Origin of the sequence: Rhodococcus sp. NPDC019647 (assembly GCF_044389235.1) — a bacterium.
Taxonomy (GTDB): domain Bacteria; phylum Actinomycetota; class Actinomycetes; order Mycobacteriales; family Mycobacteriaceae; genus Rhodococcus_F; species Rhodococcus_F oxybenzonivorans.
The window spans coordinates 329,960-348,669 of sequence record NZ_JBIRXS010000001.1 but is presented as its reverse complement, the minus strand read 5'-3'; the positions used below and the strand labels follow the sequence as shown (position 1 = coordinate 348,669).

Genomic DNA, 18,710 nt, shown 5'->3' with positions numbered 1-18,710 from the left:
CTCCTCCTTCATCCGTCACCTGTCTCGCCTACTCAACGCGCGAACAGGACCGATTGGTTCCCGACCTTAGCCTGCGGATGTTTCCTGCACGCGATCGAGGAGTTCCGACACGGCCGCAGAAACCGCAGATTTACGGATTCCCCATCTGTCGCCCGCCAATCGCAGTTCGAGCACCGAGTGCCCACCGGCACCGGAGATCCCCAGGAATACCGTGCCCACGGGGTGCCCGTCCTGCGTGTCCGGGCCCGCGACACCGGTCAGGCCGATCCCCCAGTCGGCGGTGCAGCGCACGCGTGCAGCCTCGGCAAGTCCGCGGGCGGTGGACGCGGAGACGGGTCCGTCCGCGGCCAGCGACACGGGATCCACGCCTGCAAGGGTCTCCTTGAGATCTGTCGCATAGACGACGAGGCCGCCGCGGAGGATCTTACTGGCGCCCGGAACGCCCGCGATGGTCGCCGCGAGAAGTCCCGCTGTCAGCGATTCCGCAGTCGCGACCGTTTCACCGCGCCGGGTCAGCAGATCCACCAGTTCGCCCACGCGGGTGCCCGGGGTCAACGGGTCGGTCATGCGCCGGTGCCCGCCCTCATCTCGACTCGGTGGACCCCGGCACGTAGACGAACGGCCTGGACGACATAGTCGAGCCCGGTGATCACCGTCAGTGCCACGGCAGCGCCCATGAGTACCCAGCCGGCGACATCGAAGGCGTCGGGAAGAGGCAAGAGGTAGAAACCGATCGCGATCGTCTGCACGAGTGTCTTGAGCTTTCCTCCCCTGCCTGCCGGAATGACGGCGTGGCGCAACACGGCGAACCTCAGCAGGGTGATGCCCAGTTCACGTACCGCGATGACGACCGTCACCCACCAGGGCAGATCGCCCAGCACAGAGAGACCGACCAGTGCGGCTCCGATCAGCGCCTTGTCTGCGATCGGATCGGCGAGCTTGCCGAAATCGGTGACCAGTCCGTATTTGCGGGCCAGCTGACCGTCGATCCGGTCCGTGATGGCCGCCACCGCGAACACGCCTGTCGCCACCAGCCGCCACACCAGCTCGTGACCGTCGCCGATCAGCAGTACGACCAGGAAGACCGGCACCAGCAAGATCCGCAGGATCGTCAGAATGTTGGCGATGTTGAGTAGTGGCACCTGCGTCTCACTCGCCGGCTCGACAGCGGGGTTCGGAGCCGTCGGGTCGTCTGCCGCAGGCCGATCCTCACGCTGCGTACTCATCGGCACACCACGGCGTCGAACTGCGCCCCTGGACGTCCTGGGGATCGGGGAGAAGTCAGAGGCGGTACCGGCACGTGCCTAAGAATATCGGTAGGGCTGTTGGCTAATGTTCACGCCATGACATCTCGGACGCCGAACACCGCCGACAATCAGCTGATCGTGCGGCGAGCACGAACCTCCGACGTGCCCGAGATCAAGCGTCTGATCGACATCTACGCCGGCAAGATTCTGCTCGAAAAGAATCTCGTCACTCTGTACGAATCCATCCAGGAGTTCTGGGTCGCCGAGCGTGACGGCGCTGTAATCGGTTGCGGCGCAATGCACGTCCTGTGGGCCGACCTGGGCGAGGTGCGCACCATCGCAGTCGATCCGCAGGCGAAGGGCCGGGGCGCGGGCCACCAGGTGGTCGCAAAACTGATCGAGGTCGCACGCGAACTCGAACTCGAACGACTCTTCGTGCTCACCTTCGAGGTCGATTTCTTCGCCAAACACGGGTTCGTGGAAATCGACGGCACACCCGTCACCGCGGAGGTGTACGCCGAAATGTGCCGTTCGTACGACACCGGTGTCGCCGAGTTTCTCGACCTCAGCTATGTCAAGCCGAACACCCTCGGGAACACCCGGATGCTCCTCACACTCTGACGAATCCCGGCATCCGGGACGAAATCGGCCCAGCCGGGAGTGAATTTTCCATATCTACAGAGAGCGAAAAACATGTCACTGTTCGTAGTGGAGTACACCTATTCGGACGAGACCGCGGCCGGCCGCGACGAACACCGTGCCGCCCACCGGGCCTGGCTCGGTGACCTCGTCGAGCGCAAGACCGTACTGTCTTCGGGTCCGTTCGCCGACGGCAGTGGTGCCTTCATCATCGTCGACGCCGCCGACGCGGAGACCGTGGAGTTGCTGTTCACCCACGACCCGTTTGCCGTCCACGACCTGGTGACGGCGTCCCGGATCGTGGAGTGGATCCCGGTACTCGGCGAGTTCAGTCTCTGACCCGCCGGGTACCGGCCCCCACCGGCGTTCCGCGAGTGAACGCTACGTGACGGAGCTCATGTTCCGCGTCTTGAGGAGGCTGGCCACGGTCGTGACGGCCAGTACCCCGACGATGACGGCGAGAGACGTTCCCGTCGTGATCTCGGGGACCGCGACGTGTTCCCCGCCGTTGACGAAGCCCAGCGTGTTCTCGTGGAGGGCGTGCAACACCAGCTTGACACCGATGAACGCCAGAATGATCGACAGCCCGTAAGACAGGTACACGAGCCGGTCGAGCAGCCCACCGATCAGGAAGTACAGCTGGCGCAGTCCCATGAGCGCGAACGCGTTGGCGGTGAAGACCAAGTACGGCTCCTGAGTGAGGCCGTAAATCGCCGGGATCGAGTCGAGGGCGAACAGCACGTCGGTGAATCCGATGGCGACGAGTGCCAGAAGCAGCGATGTGACCACGCGCTTGCCGTTAATCCTGGTGACGAGCTTGTCGCCGTCGTAGGAATCCGTGGTGGGAAGAACCTTCTTCACCAGCGCGACGATCTTGCTGTCGCGTTCCTCCTCGACCTCTTTCTCGTGCCCGTGGTCACGGACCAGCGTGTATGCGGTGTAGATGAGGAAGGCGCCGAACAGGTAGAACACCCAGCTGTAGGTGTTGATGGCAGCCGCGCCGACCGCAATGAAGATGCCGCGCATCACCAATGCCATGACGATGCCGATCAGCAGTACCTTCTGCTGGAACTCCCGCGGCACGGAGAACGTCGCCATGATGATCACGAAGACGAAGAGGTTGTCGACCGACAGCGCTTTCTCGGTGACGTAACCCGCGAAGTATTCTCCTCCGTACTGGCTGCCCCAGAGCCACATCACGATCAATCCGAACAGGATCGCGATGGCGATGTACACCGTCGACCAGAAGGCCGACTCCCGGAAGCTCGGGGCGTGCGGGGTGCGCACGTGGGCGAAGAAGTCGAAGACGAACAGTCCGAGAATCACCACACAGGTGATGACCCAGACCAGCGGCGAGACATGCATGTAGACAGACCTCCGGTAGACCTCGTTGGGTACCGGAGGTCTCTCCCGCCGAGTCGGACCGAGGTCCGACCGACTGGCAGCCCCGGATCGGCAATGGTGCCGATCGTGCTGACGATGCTGCCACAGAGGTGGGGATACTCCCCTCCAAGTCGCTGACCATTCAACCACATCGCGCCGGAATCGCACATTTCGGACACTGAGTTTTCGGACACTGAGTCCGCTCTACTCGTCGGACGGGGCCTCGTTCGGATCTCCACCGCGGATCGACCACAACAGGCCGTCCAATTCATCGGGCTTGATCAGAACCTCACGCGCCTTGGAGCCTTCGCTGGGTCCGACCACGCCCCGAGTTTCCATCAGGTCCATCAACCGGCCGGCCTTCGCGAACCCGACACGCAGTTTGCGCTGCAGCATCGACGTGGAACCGAACTGGCTGGACACGACGAGTTCGACCGCCTGCAGCAGCACGTCCATATCGTCGCCGATATCGGGGTCGACATCCTTCTTCTCCCCGACCTTCGCCGCGGTGACACCCTCGGTGTACTCCGGCTCCGCCTGGTTCTTACTGAAATCGACCACCGCCGAGATCTCTTCGTCGGTGATGAAGGCGCCCTGAAGACGGGTCGGCTTGCCCGCACCCATCGGGAGGAACAACCCGTCGCCCATACCGATCAGCTTCTCGGCACCGGGTTGATCCAGGATGACTCGGGAGTCGGTGAGCGAGGACGTCGCGAAGGCGAGCCGCGAGGGCACATTGGTCTTGATCAACCCGGTTACGACGTCCACCGACGGCCGCTGCGTGGCCAGCACGAGGTGGATGCCGGCTGCACGCGCCTTCTGCGTGATGCGCACGATCGCTTCCTCGACATCGCGCGGTGCGGTCATCATGAGGTCCGCCAGCTCGTCGACGATGGCGAGAATGTACGGATACGGACGGTAGACCCGTTCACTTCCGAGTGGGGCAGTGATTTCCCCGGACTTCACCTTGGAGTTGAAGTCGTCGATGTGGCGCACCCGATTGGCCTGCATGTCCTGGTAACGCTGTTCCATCTCTTCCACCAGCCAGGCCAGCGCGGCAGCGGCCTTCTTGGGCTGGGTGATGATGGGCGTGATGAGGTGCGGAATGCCCTCGTAAGGCGTCAGTTCGACCATCTTGGGGTCGATGAGGATCATCCGCACTTCATCGGGCGTCGCACGCGAGAGCAGCGACACCAGCATCGAGTTGACGAAGCTGGACTTACCGGAGCCGGTCGAGCCTGCCACGAGCAGGTGCGGCATCTTTGCCAGGTTCGCGCTGACGAAGTGGCCCTCGATGTCCTTACCGAGACCGATCACCAGCGGATGGTGGTCCTTCCGCGTCGAGGGCGCGGTGAGGACGTCGGCCAGGCGCACCATCTCACGGTCTGAGTTGGGCACCTCGATACCGACGGCGGACTTTCCGGGGATCGGTGCCAGCAGGCGCACATTGTCGGTGGCGACGGCATAGGCGATATTGCGGGCCAAAGCGGTGATCTTCTCGACCTTGACGCCGGGACCGAGTTCCACCTCGTACCGGGTGACGGTGGGGCCCCGGGTGAACCCGGTGACCGCGGCATCGATCTTGAACTGGTCGAGGACCTCGGTGATCGCCTCGATCATCGCGTCGTTGGCCGAACTGCGCTTCTTCGGTGGATCACCGTCGATCAGCAGCGATGTCGGAGGCAGCGTGTAGTCACCCTCCACAACCCGATCGGTCACGAACTTGTCGACCTCGGGCAGCGGCGGCTCCGGTTCGGGTTCCGGCTTCGGCGCCACCACCGGCTTGGTCTTGGGGCGAGCGGGTTTCGGCGTCGGAACGGGTGGCGGCGGCACCGGCTCCGCCGCGGTCTCGGCGTCCCAGAGTCCCAGCACTTCCGTCTTCGCCGTGTCGCTCACGGTGTATTCGTCGGTGGGATAGTTGTCGGCCGGTGCGCCCTTCGGTCCGGACGCGTAGTCGTCCACCGGGTAGCCGTCGGCGTCGAACAGCGTGGGGTCGTATTCGCCGTCCTCGTAGTACTCGCTGTCGTAGTCGGCGTAGTGGTCGCGGCCGAAGGAAGTGCCGAAGTACGCCTGCAGTTTGCCGGGAACTTCGCGCACCGTGGTCCCGGTGACCAACAGGACGCCGAAGAGCGCTGCCATGAGCAGTAAAGGAGCGGACAACCACACGGTCAGTCCGTCCGTCAACGGACCGCCCGCCGCATAGCCGACGAAGCCCGCACCCTGCGCCCGGCCGTCGGCGTCGGTGGGGGCGCCACTCGCGATGTGCCAGAGACCCAGTGCGGGCAATCCCACCAACAGCGACCCGAGCACCAGTCGCGGCCGGATCTCCGGCTTCGGCTCCGTTCGCATCAGTACGACGGCAATGCCGACGCCGATCACGGGCAACACCGCGGAGGCGCCGCCGAATACCGCCCGGACACCGGTTTCGATCCACTCCCCCACAGGACCGCCCGCGGAGAACCAGATGCCTCCGGCGATGACGACACTCATCGCGATCAGACCGAGCGCAATTCCGTCGCGCCGATGTCCTTGTTCGATCTCGGCAGCCTTGCCGACGGTGCGGGTGGTTGCTCCGACACCCTTGGCCACCAGCGACCATCCGGCGCCGATGCCGCGGCCCACCGACTTCAACGGGCTCGCGCCGGACGCCTTCTTCGCCGCCGGCTTTCTCCCGCCGCCGCCGCGGGTGGCACCGGCACGCGGCGAGGTGGCCTTACGCGGAGTGCTGACAGTGCGGGTCGTCCGCGACTTCGGCTTGGACGCAGACGAGGCACCCCGCACGCCCGTCCTTGCCGTGGACGTCGTCGTGCTCGAACCGCGGGCGCTCGCCTTACCTGCCATGGTTCTCAGATTAGTCGCTGCGGCACCTTCCGGACCATCCGCAACACCCGTAACAGCCGTCGACCTGTGCCGAGCGCCTCAGAAGCTACGGTCCAGTGACATGATCGCGGCGACATCCTCGGCGTCCCCCGCGGCCTCGATCCGCACGGCGTCTCTCCCGAACGCGTGCAGGGCCAATTCGGCAGGTTCACCTCGGAGAACGACCTGTCGGGGCCCGGCGTTGCGCACCGTCGCCTGCTCACCCGACGGACGTTCGAGCACCACCGTGACAGGCGCGCGGCGATAGCCGAGCCGTCCCACCTTGCGTGCAAGACCCCACAGGGCGTCCTGGCGCGCTGTGGGGAGAATCCGCGGCTCCCACCCTTCGTGGGCACGGCGCACGTCCTCGTGATGGACGAACATCTCGCCCAGATTCACCTGAGCGTCGACCCAGTACATCGGCGACCACCGCGGAGGACCGGTCCGGACCTCGTCGAGCAGCCGGCTCCACGGGCGCGTCGCCGTCTCGTTCTGGACCCGCTCGGTGTAACCGGCGAGACGGCTGACGAGGATTCCCGGGGCCGCGTCGAGCCGCCGTTCACGGACGACGAGGTGGGCCGCGAGATCCCGGTTGGTCCAGTCCCCACAGAGCGTGGGCGCATCCGGGCCGAACTCGGCCATCGAGTCGACCAGGGCAAGGCGTTCATCTCGGGCGAAGGTCACCCGAACGAATCTACCTGCCGCGGAACTATTTGCCGTCGAACGACGGCACCGCGATCACGGTGGGCACGATCATCGGCCGGCGACGGTACTTGTCCGCAACCCACTTACCCACCACCCGCCGGATCGCCTGAGCGATCCGATGCGCGTCGTTGATGCCCTCCGTGGCCAGGCGCGCGAGTTCCGCCTCGACCAGCTGAGCGGCATCCTTGAGGGCGGTCGGGTCGTCGGAGAATCCGCGCCCGGACACCTCCGGGGTGCTGACGGCGCGGCCGGTGTGGTCGTCGATCACCACGTTGATCGCAATGAACCCGCCCTCCCCGAGAACCAATCGATCCGACAGCGTGGAGTCGCCGACATCACCGACGGACAGTCCGTCGACGTAGACGTGTCCTACCGGTACCTGCCCGACGATTTCGGCGAGACCGTCCACCATGTCGACCACCACGCCGTCCTCGGCGAGCACGATGCGTTCTTCCGGAACGCCGGTGGCCTTGGCCAGCGCGGCGTTTGCGCGCAGGTGCCGCCATTCGCCGTGCACCGGCATGGCATTGGTGGGCCGGACCGCGTTGTACAGGTAGAGCAGCTCACCCGCCGACGCGTGACCGGAGACGTGCACCTTGGCGCTCTGCTGCGTGACCACGGTGGCGCCGCGCTTGGCGAGGCCGTTCACCACCGCGAAGACGGAGTTCTCGTTACCCGGAATCAATGACGAGGCGAGGACCACCAGGTCGTTGGCCCGGACATTGATCTGCCGGTGTTCACCCCGCGCCATCCGCGACAACGCCGACAGCGGTTCACCCTGAGAGCCGGTGGAGATGAGAACGAGGCGATCGTCGGGCAGGTTCGCCGCGGTGTCGATGTCGACCACCAGACCGTCGGGCACGCTCAGGTAGCCGAGATCCTGTGCGATCTGCATGTTGCGGACCATGGACCGGCCCACGAACGCAACCCTGCGGTTGTAGCGGTGCGCCACGTCGACGACCTGCTGGATGCGGTGGACGTGGCTGGCGAACGACGCCACGATCACACGTTGCTTCGCCTTACCGATGACGTTGTCGAGCACGCCGCCGATCTCACGTTCCGGTGTGACGAATCCCGGCACCTCGGCGTTGGTCGAGTCGACCAGGAACAGGTCCACGCCTTCGTCGCCGAGACGCGAGAAGCCGGCAAGGTCGGTGAGCCTGCCGTCGAGCGGAAGCTGGTCGAGTTTGATGTCACCGGTGTGCAGCACGACTCCGGCGTCCGTCCTGATGGCGACCGCGATCGCGTCCGGGATGGAGTGGTTGACCGCGAAGTACTCACACTCGAACGGGCCGTGTGCCGTGCGCTGGCCTTCCGTCACCTCGACGAGGTTGGGTCGCTGACGATGTTCCCGGCACTTGGCTGCGACGAGCGCGAGCGTAAATCGGGAGCCGATGACCGGCAGATCCGGCCGGAGGCGGAGCAGGAATGGGATCGCGCCGATGTGATCCTCGTGACCGTGGGTGAGGACGACGGCCTCGACATCGGCCATGCGATCCTCGATGTGCCGGAAGTCCGGCAGGATCAGATCGACACCAGGCTGCTGGTCCTCGGGAAACAGGACGCCGCAGTCGACGATGAGCAGTTTGCCCTGATGCTCGAAGACGGTCATGTTCCGGCCGATTTCACCGATGCCCCCGAGGGCGACCACGCGCAGTCCCTTGAAGGGCGCCTTGGGCGGTGCACCGAGCCGCGCGGTCGGATCGGGAGTTGCCGCCCGGTTGTCCGGACGCTTGTTGCCGTTGCCACCGCGACGAGAGCGCGAGGGCGACTTGCCGGTGGCGCCCGTCTTAGTGGATGCAGCCTTCACCGGCGCGGATTTCGCCTGCTTCGGCGCAGTGGGGGTCTCAGCGAGCGGGGGTTCCGATTTCGGTTGCTCCGTCGCCGGCGCCGACGGCTCTGACACGGGAGGTGCTGTGGGCTGCTCGGCCGGGCTGGGAGACGGCGGTCCGGCCTGGCGGCTTGCGCTGCGACGACGAGGGGGACGGGTCATGCGAGTACCCCCGCAGCGTGAAGGTCGGCGGCCAGGAGATCGAGCTGATCGTGGGTGGGTGCCACTTGAGGGAGCCTGGGTTCGCCCACGTCGAGACCTATCAATCGCAATCCTGCCTTCGACGCACTGACGCCGCCCAACCGCGCAACGGATCGGATGACCGGGATCAGGCTGAGGTTGATGGCACGCGCCCGGGCGATATCGCCAGCCGCGAATGCCGTGTGGAGTTCACGCAGCCGGGACGGCACGAGGTGCCCGATCACGCTGACGAAACCGGTGGCGCCGACCGCCAACCACGGCAGGTTCAGCGGATCATCGCCCGAGTAGAAGAGGAGGTCGGTGGTTCCGATCAATTCGGCGCCGGCGTTCAAGTCGCCCTTCGCGTCCTTGACCGCGACGATGCGCGGATGCTCGGCGAGGCGGCGGATCGTCTCGGTCTCGATGGGGACGACGGAGCGCGGCGGAATGTCGTAGAGCATCACCGGAAGGTCGGTGGCATCTGCGACGGCAGTGAAGTGGGCGTACAGACCCGCCTGCGGCGGACGCGAGTAGTACGGGGTGACGACGAGGAGTCCCTGCGCCCCGGCGCGGGCGGCGTCGCGCGCGAGTTCGACACTGTGGGCGGTGTCGTTACTTCCTGCGCCTGCGATGATCTTCGCCCGGTCGCCGACGGCGTCGATGACGGCGCGGAGCAGCTCGAGCTTCTCGTTCTCCGTGGTCGTCGGCGACTCACCGGTGGTACCGGCGAGCACGAGAGCGTCGCATCCATTGTCGACGAGGTACGCCGCGAGGCGGACACCCGCGTCGACGTCCAGCTTTCCGTCGGAGGTGAACGGCGTCACCATCGCAGTGGAAACGGTGCCGAACGGACGCTCGACGTTAGAAGCGGAATCACCGTAGGTCATGGTCAGAAGGCTACCCGGTGGCCCAGGTACTTTCGCACACCACTCACAGGTCGGCGGAAAACGTGCTCCGCGCCACTTCCGATCCGTCTCCCCAGTCGACGATCTCGAAGTCGCCGAACACATTAGGTGCCGCCTCCTGCAACTGCCTGAGGCAATCGACAGCAAGTCGCCGAATCTCGACGTCGGCGTGCTCGGTGGCCCGCATGGACACGAAGTGACGCCACGCGCGGTAGTTGCCGGTGACCACCACCCGGGTCTCGGTCGCGTTGGGCAGTACAGCCCGGGCGGCCTGGCGGGCCTCCTTGTTCCGCACGGGAAGGCTCGAGGTCTCCGCAAGCTTGGCCTCGAGTGCTTCGAGCAGCTCGCCGTATGCCGCCCGGCTCGCGTCCGTCGCTGTGGCGAAGAGCGCCTCGAGCTCGGGATCACCGGCGATCGCGGGCGGCACGACCACGTTGGAGTCGTTCTCCCGCACGAACCGCTGCGACAACTGCGAGTAGGAGAAATGCCGGTGCCGAATCAGCTCGTGGGTGCATGAGCGGGAGATTCCGGTGATGTAAAAGGTGACGCTGCCGTGTTCCAGGACGGATTCGTGCCCGACTTCCAGGAGGTGGCGAAGATACCCGGCGTTTGTCGCCGTGCGGGGATTCGGCTTCGACCAGCTCTGATAGCAGGCGCGCCCCGCGAACTCGGCCAGCGCCTCCCCGCCGTCGGCGTCCGTCTCCCACGGGATGTCCTCCGGTGGAAAGAACTCCGTCTTCGCGACGAGCTGCACCCTGAGCGACACCGTCTGCGGCACTGCCTGATCCTCCTACCGGACCCGAGAACGGATCCATTCCTGATGCGTAAACCCTAGTTGCGCCGTAATTCGGGCTCCGTGCGGGTGGGGGCGCCCATGCGGCGGTCGCTGCCACGCCTCGACCGACACCCTTGACCGACGTCACCGATGACGTCATGCTGGCGTCATGAACCTCGACAGTTACGTCGCCCGGCTGCGCGACGACCTCACGGCAGCCGCAGCCCTCGGCGACGACCGGACCCGGGACACCGCGGCGGCGCTCGCGGCAGCCGTCGAACCGGCGACCCGGCTCCTCCTACTGTCCGCACTCACCGAATTTGCTGGTGAGGTGTCTTCTGCCCTCGAGAGCCGCGCCGTGAAGGTGCGACTGGAAGGTACCGAGGTCGGGGTCGACATCGCCCGCACCACCGCAAGCGCCGCAGGAGCCGAGGACAAGAACACCACCACCGCCGAAGACATCAGCGCCGCCTTCGATGACGCCACAGGTGACATCAGCCGCGTCACTCTGCGGCTGATGGATCAGATCAAGTCGAAGGCAGAGGAGGCCGCGTCACAGAACGGAGTGTCGCTGAACTCGTGGGTGTCCCAGGCAGTGCAGGGCGCCCTCAAAGACCATATGCGCCGGAACCTCGGCAACAATTTCTGAAGCGCAGCCGTACTCCCTCCACTCCCCCGGCACCGACGGTGTTCTAATTACGTCGCAACAGCCACACGGTGAGAGTCGCCACGGGCTCGAAGGAGCGAAAAATATGGCCGTTTCCGGCGTCAAAGAGTTCGAGATCAAGGCCGATCCGGCCACGGTGATGGCCGCGATCGCCGCGGTGGATCGGCTGCCCGAGTGGTCGTCTGCTCACAAGTCGGTGACCATCGAAAGCACCCACGACGACGGCCGGCCCCACCGTGTTCGGATGAACGTCTCCATTCTCGGCATCAGCGACGAGCAGGTGGTCGACTACACCTTCGAGGGTGACGACACCGTGTCGTGGCACCTCGTCGAGAGCGGTCAGCAAAATGCGCAGGACGGCTCGTATGTTCTGACCGAATCAGGCTCCGGCACCAAGGTGACTTTCGAGCTGACGGTCGATCCGAAGATCCCGTTGCCCGGTTTCCTCGTGAAGAAGGCGCAGAAGACTGCACTGGAGACGGCCAGCAAGGGTCTCACCAAGTTCGTCGAAAGCCTGTAGTGCTCACACTTCTCGCGGTCGCTTCGCCGCGGCCGCGAGAAGTGGGGCGAGATCTCCGCGCTTGTCTACCGTGACTTCGCCCAGCTCGAGCCACTCCGCCATCCGGTACAGCTCGGACAGCAGCGGCTCCACCACCCGCTCGGGACGCGCTCCCGCTTCGACGAAGGCCGACCGCACCTCGAGGGCTCCCCTCGCTCGGTCGGCTTTCACATCGACTCGGGCTACCAACTCGCCGTCGAGTAGGAACGGAAAGACGTAGTATCCGTGCACCCGCTTGTGCGCGGGAGTGTAGATCTCGAGGCGATACCGGAAGTCGAACATCCGCTCCGTCCGCGGTCGGAAAAATACAAGCGGATCGAACGGACACAACAACGCGGCGCCCTCTACCCGCCGCGGCGTCCGGACGTCGCGATGCATGTACGCCGGAACGTCCCAGCCTCGCACGCTGACGGCGTGGAGCACACCGTCCTCGACGAGGTCCTCGACTGCGGGCTTGATCTGCGCCGGCGACAGCCGGTAGTAGTCGCGCAGGTCCGACTCCGTCGCTACTCCCAGTGCCCATGCGGACCGGCCGACGAGTCGCCGGATCGACTCCTCCTCCGAATACTCCTGCGCGAGAATTCTTTCGGGCACCACTCGGTCGGTGAGATCGTAGTGACGGGTGAACGCGACTCGTTTGTCGACCGCGAGGGCCCCGGCGGCGAACAACTGCTCGCATACGACCTTGGTGTCGCTGCGATCCCACCACGGCCCTTTGCGATCGGGCCGGTCGACCTCGAGGTGCTTCTCCACGTCGCGGGCGCTGCTGGGACCCACCGCCCGGATCACGTCGAGCACATCGGCGGCGAGGGTGGGATTGCGGTCGAGCACCCGGGCCTCGCCTGCCCACCTGCCGTGCCGGTAGCGGTGCATACGCCACCGGAACAACGGCCAGTCCTCGACCGGGATGAACGCCGCCTCGTGCGCCCAGTACTCCGCGAGCATGCGCGGCGTGCGGGCGCGGTGCGACCACGCCGCCGAGTCGAGCAGTCCCCGGTCGTAGACGCCGATTCTGCTGAACAGCGGAACGTAGTGGGCCCGAGCCGCCACCGACACCGAATCGATCTGGAACAGCCCGATCCGGTCGAGAACCGAGCGGATGTGCCGTCGGGTGGGGATACCCGTCGGCCTGGCATCGGCAAATCCCTGCGCCCACAGTGCCGACTTTCTGGCCGCGGCGGCGGTCATCTCACGCATGACCGCATCCTGTCACCAGGTACCGACAGTATGAGGCAGGATCGCGGATCGAAACGCCCCAGCGGGCGTCAGATGCCCTCGGCGAGAACCACTGCCACCGTCGCACCGAGTTCGTAACAGCGCTCACGTGCTGCCGCGTCGACCGCGCCGGTGAGTTCGAGCGCTTCGGCGGCCTGCGTGAGTGCGAGGCCGGTCACGATCTTCTGTACCGACGTGACCGCGCCGGCGGTGTCGTTGTTGCCGTGTACCCACAGACCGTAGGGGCGGCCCGCGACCGCGTCGAGACAAGGGTAGTACACGGTATCGAAAAAGTGCTTGAGCGCTCCCGACATGTAACCGAAGTTGGCGGACGTCCCGAACAGGAAGCCGTCGGCGGCGAGGACGTCGGGCACGGTGGCACCGAGCGCGGGTATCGACCGCACCTCGACGCCCTCGATGTCGGGGTCCCGAGCACCCTTCAGCACCGCTTCGAGGCACTCGCGGGTGACCGGCGACGGGGTGTGGTGGACGACGAGGAGTGATGGCACAGTCGTCAGCGTACGACCGGTTCCGGCACTACTGCCCCGCCCCGCTCTCGCGTTCGAGACGTTCGAGTTCCACGGCCCGCTTCATCGTCTCCCGGGCGCGGCCGCGGTCGCCGGCGTAGTCGTAGGCGCGGGCGAGCCGGTACGAGCTCCGCCAGTTGTCGGGGTCCGCCTCCCATTCCGCCTTGACCTGCTGGAAGAGGGCGTCGGCAGCGTCGCGGTCTATTCGTCCGGACGGACGCTTCGGCAGATTCGTGACGTCCAGTTCGAGACCCTCGTCGCCGATGCGACGGGCGAGTTTCTGATGTTGCAGGCCGGCCCGGAGTGTCGCGTAGACGATCCACGCACCGAGGAACGGAAGGATGAGAACTCCGACGCCGAGCCCGACCGCGGCGACCCCGCCGTCCTGGATCAGGGCGATCCCGCGCTGACCGAGCAGCACGAAGTAGAACACGAGCGCGGCGACAAGCAACGCGATCGTCACGACCGTCTTGGTCGACTCGTTACTCTTCACAGGTCGAGGAGCGGGTCGATACCCACGGTGAGGCCGGGGCGGGACGCGATCTGCCGCACCCCGAGGAGTACGCCGGGAGCGAAGGAATTGCGGTCGATCGAGTCGTGCCGGATGGTCAGCGTCTCCCCCTGTGTTCCCAGGATGACCTCCTGATGCGCGACGAGCCCGGCGAGCCGGACGGAGTGCACCCGGACACCGTCCACGTCGGCGCCGCGGGCACCGTCGAGTTCGGTGGTGGTGGCGTCCGGACTGAGGCCCAGGCCCGCCTTGCGACGCGCCTCGGAGATGAGCGCCGCGGTCCGGTAGGCGGTGCCGGACGGTGCGTCCGCCTTGTTGGGGTGATGCAGTTCGATGACCTCGACGGAGTCGAAGAAGCGCGCGGCGGCCTCGGCGAACCGCATCGACAGAACGGCTCCGATCGCAAAGTTGGGAGCGATGAGGACCCCCACCGAGGGCTGATCGGCCAGCCACGACCGCACCGTGTCGAGGCGGGTGTCATCGAAGCCCGTGGTTCCCACCACTGCGTGAATGCCATTGGCAACGAGGAAGTTCAAATTGTCCATCACCACATCGGGGTGCGTGAAGTCGACGACAACCTGAGTACCGGACTCGGTGAACGACTCCAACCGGTCGCCGTGATCGACCTCCGCCACGAGCTCGAGGTCCGACGCCTGCTCCACCGCCTCGCAGATCGCTCGGCCGACCTTGCCCTTGGCTCCGAGAACTCCGACCCTGATGGGTGCTGCTGCGCTCACTTCTCCACGCTCCGTCCAGTCACATCGATTCGCCCGAAAGCCTACGCAACCACCGGGTGACGGCCGAAGTGCAGGGGCCGACCGGGAGATCTTCCTCTCCTCACCCGTATCTTCCACACCCGTAGCCGGGTGCGATCAATCGAAGACGATGATCTGGCGGATCGCGCGGCCCTCGGCGAGTTCGTCCATGCCGTGGTTGATCTGGTCGAGTGAGATGCGGGACGAAATCAGCTTCTCCACGGGCAGCTTTCCCGAACGCCACAGATCCTCGTAGACGGGGATGTCCCGAGCGGGAACAGCCGATCCGAGGTAGCTGCCGATGATTGTGCGGGCCTCGGCCACCAGGGTCAACGGCGAGATCGACGAGCGCGCCTGTGGGGACGGCAACCCGACGGTGATGGTTTTTCCGCCGGGGGCGGTGGCGGACACGGCCGATTCGAAGGCTCGCGCACTGCCGGCGGCCTCGATCACGATGGGCGCCCGTATGCCGGCCTCCACCAGTTCGGCAGGCGTGTATACCGCCGTCGCACCCAGTTCGAGTGCGGCCTGGAGCTTTTCCGGCACCGAGTCGACCCCGATGACCTCGCCGGCACCCCGCGAGACGGCGGTGAGAATCGCGGCCATTCCGACCCCACCGAGGCCGACCACCATGACGGCCTGACCGGGGCGCGGATTGCCGGCGTTGAGAACGGCTCCGCCTCCGGTGAGAACAGCGCATCCGAGTACCGCGGCCACATCGGCGGGCACGTCGTCACCGACAGGAACGACAGAATGGCGGTTGACCACGGCATGCGTGGCGAAACCGGACACTCCGAGGTGGTGGTGCACCGACTCGTCGCCCCGATGCAGACGCGAGCCGCCGTCGAGCAGGGTTCCGTCGTTGTTGGCTTTCGTACCCGGCACGCACGGCATCTGGCCGTCGGTGGCGCAGCCCTCGCACTGGCCACAGCGCGGCAGGAATGTCATGACGACCCGTTGTCCGACGCTGAGGTCGTCCACGCCCGCGCCGAGTTGCTCGACACGCCCGGCCGCCTCATGACCGAGCAGCATCGGAACCGGCCGGACCCGATTGCCGTCGACGACGGACAGGTCCGAATGGCACAGTCCCGCAGCCTCGATTCGGACCAGAATTTCACCCGGACCCGGCTCGTCCAGTTCCAGTTCGGCGATAGAGATGGGCGCGGACTCCGCGAAGGGTCGTGTTCGGCCGATCTCTTCGAGCACTGCTCCGCGAATCTTCATCTCGCACGCCTCCTGTTGTCGGGGGTAGCTCGTTACCGGACGATGCCACGCACCGACGCGGGCAAATCACGTTTGCGTCGATACGGCCCTACGACGGCGGCGCCGAAGGGGCGCTGCAACAGCACCCTCGCCACGTCGCGAACCTCGTCGGTGGTGACGGCATCGATCTTCGCCAAGGTTTCGGCGATGCTGCGATGGTTGCCGTAGTTCAGTTCGCTCTTGCCGATGCGGTGCATCCGCGATCCCGAATCCTCCAGGCCGAGAACCAGACCCCCGCGCAGAGACCCCTTCGCGCGGGCACATTCAGCGTCTGTGATGCCGTCGGCGGCGACGGTGGACAGCACCTCTCGGATGACCGTGGCGACCTCGCCGAGGTTCTCGGGCTGGCAGCCCGCATAGACCGAGAACGCACCGGTGTCGGCGAACGTATCGACGCCGGAGTACACGGAATACGCGAGCCCGCGGATTTCGCGCACCTCTTGGAAGAGGCGGGAACTGAGCCCGCCCCCGACGGCGGCATTGAGCACCGACAGCGCCCACCGATGCGACTCGTGCCTGCCGAAGGCCCGAACGCCGAGGGAGAGATGGACCTGTTCGCTGTCGCGGTTGGTGAGGCTCAGCGTGGGCGCTGTCCGCAGCCGCAACGCACCGGCGCGGCGAGGCGCGGGCTCGGCCGCCTCCTCGAGATGACCGGCGAACGCCCGGCGCACCATCTCCACCGTGTGCTCGTGGTCGACGTTCCCGGCCACCGCCACCACCATCCGCGGCGGTGTGTACCGGCGAACGTGGAACGAGTGCAGCTGGGTGCGAGTCATCGATTCGATCGACTCGACACTGCCGATCACGGGACGGCCGACGGGGTGGTCGCCGTACAGGGCCGTCAGGAAGGCATCGCCGAGCAAGTCTTCGGGGTCGTCGTCACGCATCGCGATTTCCTCGAGGACTACCTGGCGCTCCACGTCGACATCCGAGGAACGGCAGCGGCCTCGAAGCACCACATCGCTTACCAGGTCGACTGCCAGGGGCAGATCTTCATCCAGCACGTGCGCGTAGAAACAGGTGTGTTCCTTCGAGGTGAAGGCATTGAGTTCGCCTCCTACACCGTCCATCACCTGGGCGATGTCGAGGGCACTGCGTGACGGAGTGGCCTTGAAGAGCAAATGCTCGAGGAAGTGCGCGGCGCCCGCGACCGTGGGCTGCTCATCACGGGATCCCACACCGACCCAGACACCGACGGATGCGGAACGCACGCCGGGAACGTATTCGGTGACAACCCGGAGACCGCCGGGAAGCACGGTGCGCTCGACACCGGGATCCGGTTCACGCAGGGTCGACGCTGCAGTGGGGGCCGCGACGCGGCGGCGATCGATCTTGGCCATGTAGTGGTTCAGCGGTCCTCGAAAACTGGGCGACGTCGAACGGCAAACTTTACACGGAGACACCGACCGACCCGTTTCCGCCTCCGGCGGGATCACTCGTCGAAGCTAGCTGGGCGTGAACCGGCTCTCGAGCCCACATCCGTGGCGGCCAGTACGACGATCCGCTCGGTTCGCTGCCCAGGGAGAATCATCTCCCGCTCCTCCAGCATCCGCGCGCGGCCGGCGAGTGCTGGGCCGAACGGAACGTGTTCCGAGGCCACGACCTCGACCCGCAGACCCCGCTCCTCGAGCATGGTTCGCGACTTCTCCACACCGTTCAGGACAGACTGGACGAGGAGAAAAGTGCCGCCCGGAGCGAGGAGATCCGGGACCGCGATGCAGAGGCGGTCGAGGACGGCGCGCCCGTCGATTCCCGCATCCCAGGCCAGCCCGAGAACGCGCCCGCGACCGCGACCGAGAACAGAGTCGTCCGACGCCGGCGAGTACGGCGGATTCGCCACCACCACATCGAAGCGCAGCGTCCGCACCGGGTCGACGAGATCGCCCCGCACCACCCGCACGGTCCGGCGGTTCAGCTTGGAATTGAGCCAAGTGCTGATCACGGCGCGGCGAGACACGTCGACGGCGGTGACCCATCCCGCGCCCCCTTCACAGGCGGCCACACTCAATGCGCCGGTGCAACAGCATAAATCGAGCACACGCGTGCCCGGCCCGAGCTCTCGTCCGGCAAGTACCTCGGCGAGCAACCAGGTGTCCCGCTGAGGCCGATAGACCCCGGGCAGGCGAAACAACATGACCGGCTCCCTCCCACGCCGTTGATGACCAGCGTGGGAGGGACCCACAGTTACATGCAACTCGACTGGCCGCATTTCATCCGGTGTTCACGTCGGATCCCGTCCGAGCCGGCTGAAGGCGTCGCGAATCGGGTATATGACGGGGGTGCCCCGTTCCTTTTCCGCCGATTCTCCCGCGCCGGCCGACGCGATTTGGTCCCTGCTGTCACGGCCGTCACGGTGGCCAGAATGGGCTCCGCACATTCGCGGTGCCTGGGCTCTGGGATCTCCGGAGGTGCAGTGCGGGCGCTGCGGGGCAGCACGGGTGCTGTGGTTCATTCCGGTTCCGGTGGTCATCTCGGCCAAGACGGCCGGTCGGCCCTGGACCTGGCGGGTGGGTCCCATGGACCTCGAGCACTCCGTCGAACCCCTCGGTTCCGGCTCGCGCATCACGATGACGCTGTCGGCGCCCGGGCCGGTGGAGCCGGTGCTGGCCGCCACCTACGGGCCGATCATCGCCCTTCTCGTTCGGCGGCTCGCCCGCGTCGCCGGCGCGGCACCCACCACCTGACAGTG

Annotated in this window: 20 protein-coding genes; 5 read left to right on the top strand and 15 right to left on the bottom strand. The window is 66.1% G+C overall.

The genetic code is table 11. The annotated features are described in order from the left end of the window. Positions 1–66: 66 nt before the first annotated feature. A complete protein-coding gene (locus ACH49N_RS01715) occupies positions 67–567 on the bottom strand; it encodes a nicotinamide-nucleotide amidohydrolase family protein (protein ID WP_358270427.1) in 501 nt (166 codons plus the stop codon). Continuing rightward, positions 564–1,226, bottom strand: coding sequence for a CDP-diacylglycerol--glycerol-3-phosphate 3-phosphatidyltransferase (gene pgsA / locus ACH49N_RS01710; RefSeq protein WP_159926297.1), 663 nt, complete (start codon positions 1,224–1,226; stop codon positions 564–566). The genes ACH49N_RS01715 and pgsA overlap by 4 nt, the downstream gene beginning before the upstream one ends. A gap of 117 nt (positions 1,227–1,343) precedes the next feature. On the opposite strand from pgsA, the gene ACH49N_RS01705 reads away from it, so the two are divergent. Continuing rightward, entirely contained in the window at positions 1,344–1,868 is a 525-nt protein-coding gene (locus tag ACH49N_RS01705) for an amino-acid N-acetyltransferase (protein ID WP_159926295.1), read from the top strand. A 72-nt stretch (positions 1,869–1,940) separates the two neighbouring features. Next, a complete protein-coding gene (locus ACH49N_RS01700; RefSeq protein WP_358270429.1) occupies positions 1,941–2,225 on the top strand; it encodes a YciI family protein in 285 nt (94 codons plus the stop codon). A 42-nt stretch (positions 2,226–2,267) separates the two neighbouring features. On the opposite strand, the gene ACH49N_RS01695 is transcribed toward ACH49N_RS01700, so the two are convergent. The 6 genes from ACH49N_RS01695 to thyX all read right to left on the bottom strand — a co-directional run bounded on the left by ACH49N_RS01695 (position 2,268) and on the right by thyX (position 10,527). Continuing rightward, the gene (locus tag ACH49N_RS01695) at positions 2,268–3,251 is read right to left on the bottom strand and encodes a TerC family protein (protein ID WP_358270431.1); all 984 of its coding nucleotides are present in this window, start codon (positions 3,249–3,251) and stop codon (positions 2,268–2,270) included. A 222-nt stretch (positions 3,252–3,473) separates the two neighbouring features. Then, on the bottom strand, positions 3,474–6,110 hold the full coding sequence (locus ACH49N_RS01690) for a DNA translocase FtsK (protein WP_358270433.1): 2,637 nt from the start codon (positions 6,108–6,110) through the stop codon (positions 3,474–3,476). Between the two features lie 78 nt (positions 6,111–6,188). Beyond that, entirely contained in the window at positions 6,189–6,812 is a 624-nt protein-coding gene (locus tag ACH49N_RS01685; protein ID WP_358270435.1) for a TIGR03085 family metal-binding protein, read from the bottom strand. 25 nt (positions 6,813–6,837) lie between these two features. Further along, a complete protein-coding gene (locus tag ACH49N_RS01680) occupies positions 6,838–8,826 on the bottom strand; it encodes an RNase J family beta-CASP ribonuclease (RefSeq protein ID WP_159926287.1) in 1,989 nt (662 codons plus the stop codon). After that, positions 8,823–9,731 carry a 4-hydroxy-tetrahydrodipicolinate synthase gene (gene dapA, locus ACH49N_RS01675; protein ID WP_358270437.1) on the bottom strand — a complete coding sequence of 303 codons (909 nt, stop codon included), beginning with the start codon at positions 9,729–9,731 and terminating at the stop codon, positions 8,823–8,825. The genes ACH49N_RS01680 and dapA overlap by 4 nt, the downstream gene beginning before the upstream one ends. Before the next feature lie 43 nt (positions 9,732–9,774). Then, positions 9,775–10,527: an FAD-dependent thymidylate synthase gene (gene thyX / locus ACH49N_RS01670; protein WP_358270439.1), complete on the bottom strand. Its 753-nt coding sequence runs from the start codon at positions 10,525–10,527 to the stop codon at positions 9,775–9,777. Positions 10,528–10,693: 166 nt separating this feature from the next. Between thyX and ACH49N_RS01665 the strand changes: the two genes are divergently transcribed. Together ACH49N_RS01665 and ACH49N_RS01660 are read left to right on the top strand one after the other, a co-directional pair. Continuing rightward, positions 10,694–11,173 carry a toxin-antitoxin system HicB family antitoxin gene (locus tag ACH49N_RS01665; RefSeq protein ID WP_358270441.1) on the top strand — a complete coding sequence of 160 codons (480 nt, stop codon included), beginning with the start codon at positions 10,694–10,696 and terminating at the stop codon, positions 11,171–11,173. 103 nt (positions 11,174–11,276) lie between these two features. Beyond that, complete coding sequence (locus ACH49N_RS01660; protein WP_159926281.1) at positions 11,277–11,711, top strand: SRPBCC family protein; 435 nt, start codon at positions 11,277–11,279, stop codon at positions 11,709–11,711. A 3-nt stretch (positions 11,712–11,714) separates the two neighbouring features. Here ACH49N_RS01660 and ACH49N_RS01655 read toward each other — a convergent pair whose 3' ends face one another. The 7 genes from ACH49N_RS01655 to ACH49N_RS01625 form a co-directional block, all read right to left on the bottom strand. Continuing rightward, the gene (locus ACH49N_RS01655) at positions 11,715–12,947 is read right to left on the bottom strand and encodes a DNA glycosylase AlkZ-like family protein (RefSeq protein WP_358270443.1); all 1,233 of its coding nucleotides are present in this window, start codon (positions 12,945–12,947) and stop codon (positions 11,715–11,717) included. A gap of 68 nt (positions 12,948–13,015) precedes the next feature. Then, complete coding sequence (locus ACH49N_RS01650; RefSeq protein ID WP_109330801.1) at positions 13,016–13,474, bottom strand: flavodoxin family protein; 459 nt, start codon at positions 13,472–13,474, stop codon at positions 13,016–13,018. A gap of 28 nt (positions 13,475–13,502) precedes the next feature. Further along, a complete protein-coding gene (locus ACH49N_RS01645) occupies positions 13,503–13,985 on the bottom strand; it encodes a hypothetical protein (protein WP_159926277.1) in 483 nt (160 codons plus the stop codon). After that, positions 13,982–14,740, bottom strand: a complete 759-nt coding sequence (dapB, locus tag ACH49N_RS01640; protein ID WP_159926275.1) for a 4-hydroxy-tetrahydrodipicolinate reductase — start codon at positions 14,738–14,740, stop codon at positions 13,982–13,984. The genes ACH49N_RS01645 and dapB overlap by 4 nt, the downstream gene beginning before the upstream one ends. 135 nt (positions 14,741–14,875) lie before the next feature. Beyond that, complete coding sequence (locus ACH49N_RS01635; protein WP_358270446.1) at positions 14,876–15,982, bottom strand: alcohol dehydrogenase catalytic domain-containing protein; 1,107 nt, start codon at positions 15,980–15,982, stop codon at positions 14,876–14,878. Positions 15,983–16,014: 32 nt separating this feature from the next. Next, positions 16,015–17,361, bottom strand: a complete 1,347-nt coding sequence (locus tag ACH49N_RS01630; protein WP_317746546.1) for a pitrilysin family protein — start codon at positions 17,359–17,361, stop codon at positions 16,015–16,017. Positions 17,362–17,453: 92 nt separating this feature from the next. Beyond that, the gene (locus tag ACH49N_RS01625; RefSeq protein WP_358270447.1) at positions 17,454–18,155 is read right to left on the bottom strand and encodes a HemK2/MTQ2 family protein methyltransferase; all 702 of its coding nucleotides are present in this window, start codon (positions 18,153–18,155) and stop codon (positions 17,454–17,456) included. A 136-nt stretch (positions 18,156–18,291) separates the two neighbouring features. On the opposite strand from ACH49N_RS01625, the gene ACH49N_RS01620 reads away from it, so the two are divergent. After that, positions 18,292–18,705: an SRPBCC family protein gene (locus ACH49N_RS01620; protein WP_358270448.1), complete on the top strand. Its 414-nt coding sequence runs from the start codon at positions 18,292–18,294 to the stop codon at positions 18,703–18,705. Positions 18,706–18,710: the final 5 nt, after the last annotated feature.